The following is a 9321-nucleotide window of genomic DNA, read 5'->3' on the forward strand; positions in this document are numbered from 1 at the left end:
TTTTGAATAGCTTAAGCTACTTCTCAAACGCTGACTTCGTAAACAGCCCTGCACGCTCCATCTCACCTGCGACACTCAACAGCGTCGCCTCATCATTCATCCGTCCAATCAGCTGCATACCAATCGGCAAGCCTTTTTTGCTCATGCCTACTGGCAATGACATCGCTGGCAAACCAGTGACATTCCCCAATAAGGTAAAGGCCATTTTGCCCAATACCGGCTGGCTAAGCTTTTCAATCATGCCTGAGCGAAAGGCATACTTACCCATATCTAAGCCTTTATTGAGTAGCTCTGCGCTACGCATCAGTAACTCATCCTTGCGACTTGGCGGTAATACGCCATGCTTAACGGCAGCGGTAGGCACGGTAGGACACAAAATCATATCGTACTCTTCTAGTAATAAGCCTGTCTGATATTGACTGTGATGCCAACCGTGCTTGGCATGCGCCAAATCAACTGCTGATAGCGAGCGACCCAGCAACGCCATGTTATAGGTCTGCGGCTCTAGGTTTTTGATATGCTCTGCGCCAAAGTCACGTTCGATATTATCAATAGTAAAGGCTGTATGCGCGCAAACCACAACCATGAAGTCATGCCAAAACTGTTCGATATTGATATTAGGCTCAGCCGGTATCACTCTGTGTCCCATGGCCTCTAACTGCTTGGCAGTCTGTTCAAGTACGGCCAGTACCTCCTTGTCTACCACAGTATTGGCAATCAATGGCTGCTGATGCAGCGCAATAGTCAACTGCCGCGGCGCACGCATGGCTGCTTGTAAAAAAGACCCTTCTGGTGGAGCAATAATAAAAGGTGCACCCACTTCAGCGCCACTTGTGGCATCGAGCATCGCGGCGCTGTCACGAACAGAGCGGGTAATCACATGGTCAGCAACAGCCCCCTCCCAGCCTTCACCAACTGTCGGGCCCATGGGGTTGCGACCACGACTTGGTTTTAAACCAAATGTACCGCACCAAGCAGCAGGGAAACGTATCGAGCCGCCACCATCACCGGCACCTGCCATTGGTACAATACCACTTGCCACTGCCGCTGCACTACCACCTGAGGAGCCGCCAGAGCTATAGCCTTTTTTGAAAGGGTTATGAGTGGCACCATGAGCTTTTGGTTCGGTGGTAATAATCAATCCAAACTCAGGGGTATTGGTTTTACCAAAAGTATTGACCCCTGTGGCTTTCATACGTTTGACGATTTCGCTGTCGTTTTCTGATACGATATTGACACTACGACTGCCCATTGTTATAGGCTCACCTTCAAAGCCAAATGATAAATCCTTAAGTAAATAAGGTACGCCAGTAAACGCACCCGTTGGCAGACCTTGCTCGGCCGCATGATAGGCACGCTCATCGAAACGATGGATGATGGCATTGAGTTTGGGATTGAGTTTATTGGCTTGATAGACGGCAGCATCCAATAACTCTTTGGCGCTGACGTCACCTGCATTGACCAACGCTGCTAGCGCTATTGCATCATATTGAGTATATTCTTTAAACATAATCGAGCTTCCTTGTTCTTGAGTTATTCACCATTCCACTCAGTATATCGGTTTGGTGGCGCAACAAGTAACCCTCTTATCGATACTGCTGTGTTCACGTCATACCAGACCATGAATATATGCTTAACGCTAATGCCTATCACTGTGCCGATTTATGATGTCAGTTTTGCAAATACCATGACGGTGCTACAAACGCTCATAAAAAAAACGAGCTACTTACTGTCACTCGCTTTTTATCACTCAATCAAATTGACTGTTCATCACATCAACAGCTCACGCTTGCCACTTTTGCCCATTGAGCTGACCAGTCCCGCCTCCTCCATTGAGTCGACAATACGAGCCGCACGGTTATAGCCGATACTAAATTTACGCTGGATACTAGACGCTGATACTTTGCGCGTTTCCATAATAAAAGCAACGGCATCATTGTAGAGGTCATCATCTTCACCAGAGGCGTTACCTGCACTACCACCACCAGGGCTAGACAACTCAAAATTCCCTGCCATGTTGTCAATATAGTCAGGTGCGCCGCGCTCACGCCAAGCATCACAGACACGGTTAACCTCTTCATCACTGACATAAGCACCGTGGACACGATCCGGCTCAATCTGTCCTGGACCTAAAAACAACATATCACCGTTACCGAGCATGTCTTCTGCACCGCCACTGTCCAAGATGGTACGCGAATCGACTTTTGAGTTAACACGCAGCGCTGCTCGTACTGGGATGTTGGCTTTAATCAGACCGGTAATGACATCGACTGATGGACGCTGGGTAGCAAGCATCAAGTGAATACCGGCCGCCCGCGACTTCTGTGCCAAACGCGTGATCAGCTCTTCTGCTTGCTTACCGACCTGCATAATCATATCGGCAAACTCATCGGCGACAATCACAATCATGGGTAAGGTTTTAAGCTTTGGCGCTTGGCTGATGCTAACACTGTCATTTGGTCGCCATAATGGGTCGAGCATTGGATTGCCCGATTTTTCCGCCGCAATCACTTTTTTATTGAACTCATTAAGCTTACGTACTTTAAGCAGGCTCATCAGCTGATAACGGCGCTCCATCTCCGCCACGCACCATGACAAGGCACTGGCAGCCTCAGTCATGTCGGTGACTACCGGCGTCAATAGATGGGGGATGTCATTATAGTTAGCAAGCTCAAGCTGCTTTGGGTCAATCAAGATAAGGCGCAGCTCATTGGGTGTATACTTGAGGAGCATTGACAGCAGCATCGAGTTGACCAATACCGACTTACCAGAGCCTGTGGTACCAGCGACCAACATATGTGGCGCACGGGCAAGGTCGGTAATGATTGGGTTACCACCGATATCTTTACCCATCGCCATGCTAATCTGCGCCTTAGGGTCTTTGAACGTTTCGGTATTGAGTAGCTCAATTAGGCGCACCATTTCACGCTTTTTATTAGGTACTTCGATACCGATATAAGGCTTACCAGGAATGACTTCGACCACACGCAAAGATGCCATCGACAGCGAGCGTGCCAAGTCACGTGAGATACCAGTCACCTTACTGGCTTTTACCCCAGCGGCCAGCTCCACCTCAAAACGTGTCACAACGGGTCCTGGTATCGCATTAACCACGGTCGCTTTTACATTGAACTCTTGCAACTTAATCTCAAGCAATTCTGATAGCTGATCAAGCTCTGCAATGGTATAGCTCGGTTTACGGTCAGGATCTGGCTTATCCAATATAGAGACTTCTGGAATAGGTGTAAGGCTACTGCGATAAGCCGCCGTTTGCATAGAGCGTGACTTTTGACTGAATGCCGTATCATCACTGATGTCTGGCATCACTGGCGCAGCTATTTCATCATCAGCATCATCGTCTGGCATCATATCAGTGATGTGGTTGCTACTGTCGCCCTCTGGCACGGCAAAACTGACCGTGGGTTTGGCCGCGGTCTCTGACTGTGTGCTGGTGGTAGTATTAATGGTCTTTGCGGTTGGTGCCTCTTTAGGGTTGGCAGGCGGCGTATTGGTTGGCGTCATATCAACCGTGCCTACCACAGGTGCAGTGATGTTCGATATTGGCTGCTGATCATTCGTTTCTGTTGCCGCTGCTGTTGGTGTTGCAGCTGCATGTGACAGACTCGCTGTTTGTTCTGCTTGTGTATTGACAGACGTCTTCTCTACAGGGTCTGACCCAACTACTTCATTGTCCTTGAACTTCGACATAGCAGGATCTGAAGCATCAGCTTCGAAAACAACAGGCTCTGAAACAACAGAATCTGAGGTCATGGATGTCGCCACATCAGCATGCTCAGCTAGCCACCCCTCTGCTAAGGTGTCAACGCTTTCAGTGGTAGGATCTATGGACTCATCAACTGGTTGCTGGGTGATCTCTTCTTCATTTTTAATACTGTCATTTGCCGTATTTTCATTTACCGTATTTTCATTTTCAACACGACTATTTGCCGTACTGCTACTCGCAGTATTGCCATTTCCAGTGACTGGCTGCGCCGCTGGCTCTACCGTCAAATTACTCGTTGCTAACACTGACTCATCTAAAGACTCCGTATCAGCGTAAGAAGTGGCAGGCACTGCAACATCAGAGACGTTTGTGTCATACGCTGCTTGCTCACTTGCCAGCAAATCCTCAACAGTACTCGCATCATTCCATGCAAAGCTTGGCTCAACTTTTCGAACCGGTGTGGTGACGGGAGTTAGAGTCGTTACAGCGTTGGTCGTGCTTGCAGTATTGTTTGCAAGATTACCAGCTGTGCCGCTAGGCGAGACCTCTGATGACTGCAGGAGGCTACTCGTTCCATTATTTGGCACAGCATTTGAATGAGCAGCCTGATTGGATGCTGCAGGTTGATTGGAAATAGTCGCTTGCGCCGCTGCCATAGACGCTCTTACGCTATCAGCAAGACCAGAAGTCGATAAAAAATCTGACAGTACATTACTAAATCGCCCACTATCTACTTGCGCATTATTCGCAGCATCAGCGGATTGTAACTCTAGTGGCAGCTGCTCATACTGGGGTATTTCTTTCTCTTGATTGCCCTCGATGCTATCGTCTTTTTGCTCAGAGGCCATATTTTCTTTAGTTGTTAAGCCATCATCTTGTGCAAACTCTTTACGTTTGACACCTGAGCCAAGCCATGACAACGCGGTAACTTTTTGGTAAATGGATAGCCAATGAATATTGAAAGCAAAGGTTGCGGTGATAATAACGAAGACGGTCAAGAAAACCACACTCCCCCACTGCGATAACAGCTGTGCCAGACGCGCTTGCAACTCAAGCCCAATAATACCCCCAGCCACACCCTTAAGGCCCGTACTAACTGGGTCTGCCACTTGCTGTACTAAAGCGACCAACTGTGCAAACAAGGCGCTGGTACTAAGTAGCAGAAACACATACGCGACCAATCGCATTAACCAAAACGTTGGCTTGTTGTCCCACCAAATAAGGATAGACTCATAGACCACAAATGCCAGTAGCCACCATGCACCGAATCCGAAGAAACTATAGAGCAAGTCAGACAACCATGCACCCGTCTCGCCACCCATATTATTAATCGTGGTCATATCACTACTAATGTGCGACCAGCTAGGATCATTACCGGTATACGTCATCAAAATGACAAAAAGATAAACGGCCAGTATTAACCCAAGGAGGGTAAATATTCCCTTTTTTAAATACTCAATTAGCGGTGCTGATATCACGTAAAATCTGCCTTGTTATTAATACTAAATGGTCGCCAGTGCATGACTAAGCCTAACCATGCTGACATAAAGTGCTGACATAAAGGTTTTGGTATAACAACACTGATATAAAGTGCCAAAAAATACCTAGCAAAATGTTTAAGATTAATGGTCTGTTATAAATCCTATAGAGGAACAATGCTATACCTGATAGCCATCGCTCAGCCCCTATCACACTTGGCATAACTTCTTATAATAACAAATACATAGGTGCAGTGGCGACAGTCTTCTAAAGAAAGAGAGCAAGAAAATGCCTCAATGGCACATTTAGACAAAAAATAATACGATTAAACACACAGTCGATAGAATATCACTAATGATACTGACTACATTTTATAAAGTCGTTGTCTTTAACTTACTTTGATTCTAATGATACCCATGTTTGCTTTAGCAAACTTGCACTTTGTAGCAACTGCCCTTATGTTATTATCACACAGCAATTAGAAAAACCATATTACTAGCAACTTTTAATCACTATTCTTGGTTAGTTTTACTCTACCTATTTTTGATTTTTATCTTTAGCAAGGAACCTCTCATGGCAACTGACAACACCGCTCCACGTCACGAAAAGCTCATTATTTTAGGCTCAGGCCCTGCTGGCTATGCTGCCGCCGTATACGCTGCACGTGCCAACTTAAAACCTGTCATGGTCACTGGTATGGAAGTGGGTGGACAATTAACCACAACAACTGAAGTCGACAACTGGCCAGGCGACGCTCATGATTTGACCGGCCCTGCCCTGATGGATCGCATGAAAGCCCATGCTGAGCGTTTCGGCACAGAATTGGTATACGACCATATTAATGCCGTAAATTTAAACGAGCGCCCTTTCCAATTAACGGGTAACAATGGCAGCTATACTTGTGATGCGCTAATCATCTCAACAGGCGCATCAGCTCAATATTTGGGCCTAGAGTCAGAGACCAAATTTAGAGGCCTCGGCGTATCAGCTTGTGCAACTTGTGATGGTTTCTTTTATAAAGACCAAAAAGTCGCGGTCATTGGTGGTGGTAATACCGCCGTTGAAGAAGCTTTATACTTATCAAACATCGCTTCTGAAGTAACATTGGTGCATCGCCGTGATAGCTTGCGCTCTGAAAAAATCCTACAAGATAAACTGTTTGAAAAAGCCAAAAACGGTAATATCAAAATCGAATGGAATCACAAAGTCAAAGAAGTGGTCGGCGATGACATGGGCGTCAATGGCGTTATCATTGAATCTATGATTGATGGTAGCACCAAGCAGTTAGACAGCCACGGTATGTTTGTGGCCATTGGTCATAAGCCAAATACTGACTTATTCAAAGGTCAGCTAGACATGAAAGATGGCTACCTCATCGTTAATAGTGGTCTAAATGGTAATGCCACTCAAACCAGTATCGAAGGGGTATTCGCAGCAGGTGACGTCGCCGATCATGTTTATCGTCAAGCCATTACTTCAGCTGGTACTGGCTGTATGGCAGCACTCGATGCTGAGAAATACCTGGATGCTATCGGAGAAGCGACCGCCACCGATCATACATATGCGTCGACATTAACTGCTGATAAAGAAGCTTAAATGGGCAATTTATCTCAACACCCTAACCAACGTAATAATGCCATCGCGCCTGAGACTTTAAAAAGTCTTGGGCGTTATGATTTTCCAGACCCTATCTCTATTGATCCAGATGGCATTGGTATCGTGGCTATGGGGGGTGACTTGGCACCTGAAACGCTGATTTCGGCTTATGCTCAGGGACTTTTTCCTTGGTTCAATGAAGATGAACCAATTGCATGGTGGTGCCCTGAGCCGCGCTGTGTGATGCTACCGACTGACTATAAGCCCAGTAAATCACTACGCAAGCAAGCTGGCCGGTCTCGTTGGCAGCTAACCTTGAATCAAGCATTTGATGACGTCATTCATGCCTGTAGCTTGCCGAGAAGTGGCGGTATCAACGATACGTTATCCGAGGGTGAGCACACATGGATTCATGATGAAATGATTGAAGCGTACACCAAACTACATGAGCAAGGGTTTGCACATAGTGTTGAGGTTTGGGATGAGACAGGACAGCTGATTGGTGGTCTTTATGGCTTAAAAATAGGCGGTATTTATTTTGGTGAATCGATGTTTCATCGTGCCTCCAATGCATCAAAGTTAGCCTTTTGGGGTTTGATGCGCTTATGTAAACAAAGCAAAATTGAATTGGTAGACTGTCAATTACCAAACGACCACTTGATGAGCTTAGGGGCAACAACCTTACCACGTGCTGATTTTTTGATACAGCTAGATACGCTCATCGGCAGCAGCTCAGTTAGATGGCAAAATAATTCTCATCAGCCATTGGCCGTATCATTACTTGAAACGATAGAACCTTGGCAGCTCAACTTAGTATAAATGCAATGCTAACAATGAACAGCTTAATGACTTAACGACTTAATGCTTGTCACTTAACGAGATTCTTATGGCACCTGATACATCATTTCTATTAATTGGTAAGCTGGCGAGCGAAGCCAATACCACTAAGGACACCGTGCGGCATTATGACCAACTGGGTTTGCTTAAATCTCGCAAGCGTCAGGCCGGCTCGCGTCTATATACTGAATTTCATCCTGAATGCATTGAGCGCATTGAATTGATTAAAAGCGCTCAAGCGATTGGCTTTACCCTGATCGAAATCAGAGACAGCCTCAATGATTATTATGATGGACAGCTAGATATTGACTTGCAGCTGATGCTCACTCAGCAAAAGCTGGCACAAGTCAGAAAACAACAAGCCAATATCAATGTGATGGTAGAGCTGCTGAGCGAACGTATTGAAGTGCTAGAGCGTATGAAAACAGATGACAACTATCTATCCAATATTGATATTTGCAAAAAGAAAATACCACCTCAACCCTAGTCAAATTAATAATAGCTCTATTAATATTATTCTATCAGAAGCCATAACAGCACTATTGAAAGCCATTAAATTAGGATCATTTATAGCTATTGACCATAAACACGCTGCATAATTAAAGCGTCTACTGCTGGCTGATGCGGTGATTGATAATACCCTTTACGCTGATGAATCACTGCAAACCCCTGCTGCTCATACAATGCTATCGCAGGGATATTATCTGCCCGTACTTCCAACATTAAGCTCTCTACCTGATTACTTGTTAACTCTTGATTTAGTCTAACAAACAATTGCGAGGCAATGCCCTGTCGTTGGCAATCAGGATGAGTGCCTATGCGCAAGATTTCTGCTTGCTCAAAAACCACCTGATATAAACAATAGCCAATTACATTGTTATCGGCTACGCCCTTTTTGTTATTTTCCTCATAAACAACCAGCATACTGATGCTATCTTGCTTAAGCAGTTCAACCAACGTCTGATAAGTCCACGCGTCATGCGGCTGAACCATAGATTCAATGGCTGCAATTTCTTGAAGCGCATATTCTAACTCTATTGCGTTAATTGGCAGCTCTTCTATACTTCCTATATTAAACACAGCTTGTCCTTTATTATTGTTATTCGATAGCGTTTATTTTATCGTAAAAGTTAATCATTATTCACTTATATCACTTAATCACATTCTCACACCCACAAAAAAAGCCACCCTCAATGAGGATGGCTTTTCGACTAATATTTTAACTTTCTCAGATAACTCTGAATGAGTTAATAATTAGTTCAATACGTTAGCAACAACACCAGCGCCTACAGTACGGCCGCCTTCACGAATAGCGAAGCGAAGACCTTTGTCCATAGCGATTGGGTGGATAAGCTCTACGCCCATCTCAACGTTATCACCAGGCATTACCATTTCAGTACCGTCTTGTAATTGGATTGCGCCAGTTACGTCAGTAGTACGGAAGTAGAACTGTGGACGATAGCCGTTTAGGAATGGTGTGTGACGACCACCCTCTTCTTTTGACAGTACGTATACTTCTGCGTCAAATTTAGTATGAGGAGTGATTGAACCTGGCTTCGCTAGTACTTGGCCACGTTGTACGTCTTCACGCTTAGTACCACGTAGTAGTACGCCACAGTTTTCGCCTGCACGACCTTCGTCAAGCAGTTTACGGAACATCTCTACACCAGTACAGGTGGTTTTTT

Annotated in this window: 7 protein-coding genes; 3 read left to right on the forward strand and 4 right to left on the reverse strand. The window is 45.5% G+C overall.

The window, feature by feature from the left end:
* Positions 1 to 16 precede the first annotated feature (16 nt).
* Together QL919_RS10835 and QL919_RS10840 are read right to left on the reverse strand one after the other, a co-directional pair.
* Entirely contained in the window at positions 17 to 1510 is a 1494-nt protein-coding gene (locus QL919_RS10835) for an amidase family protein (RefSeq protein WP_290189533.1), read from the reverse strand.
* A gap of 260 nt (positions 1511 to 1770) precedes the next feature.
* Complete coding sequence (locus tag QL919_RS10840) at positions 1771 to 5202, reverse strand: DNA translocase FtsK 4TM domain-containing protein (protein WP_290189534.1); 3432 nt, start codon at positions 5200 to 5202, stop codon at positions 1771 to 1773.
* Positions 5203 to 5776: 574 nt separating this feature from the next.
* Between QL919_RS10840 and trxB the strand changes: the two genes are divergently transcribed.
* The 3 genes from trxB (at position 5777) to QL919_RS10855 (ending at position 8123) form a co-directional block, all read left to right on the forward strand.
* Positions 5777 to 6799 (forward strand): thioredoxin-disulfide reductase, encoded by a 1023-nt coding sequence (trxB, locus tag QL919_RS10845; protein ID WP_290189535.1) that lies wholly within the window; start codon positions 5777 to 5779, stop codon positions 6797 to 6799.
* A complete protein-coding gene (gene aat, locus QL919_RS10850; RefSeq protein WP_290189536.1) occupies positions 6800 to 7618 on the forward strand; it encodes a leucyl/phenylalanyl-tRNA--protein transferase in 819 nt (272 codons plus the stop codon). It begins immediately after the preceding gene.
* 67 nt (positions 7619 to 7685) lie between these two features.
* Entirely contained in the window at positions 7686 to 8123 is a 438-nt protein-coding gene (locus QL919_RS10855) for a MerR family transcriptional regulator (RefSeq protein WP_290189537.1), read from the forward strand.
* Positions 8124 to 8209: 86 nt separating this feature from the next.
* On the opposite strand, the gene rimI is transcribed toward QL919_RS10855, so the two are convergent.
* Together rimI and QL919_RS10865 are read right to left on the reverse strand one after the other, a co-directional pair.
* Complete coding sequence (gene rimI, locus QL919_RS10860) at positions 8210 to 8716, reverse strand: ribosomal protein S18-alanine N-acetyltransferase (protein ID WP_290189538.1); 507 nt, start codon at positions 8714 to 8716, stop codon at positions 8210 to 8212.
* Between the two features lie 174 nt (positions 8717 to 8890).
* The coding region (locus QL919_RS10865; protein ID WP_244951942.1) for an EF-Tu/IF-2/RF-3 family GTPase at positions 8891 to 9321 on the reverse strand (431 nt) is incomplete at its 5' end.

Source organism: Psychrobacter sp. APC 3426, from assembly GCF_030408035.1.
GTDB lineage: Bacteria > Pseudomonadota > Gammaproteobacteria > Pseudomonadales > Moraxellaceae > Psychrobacter.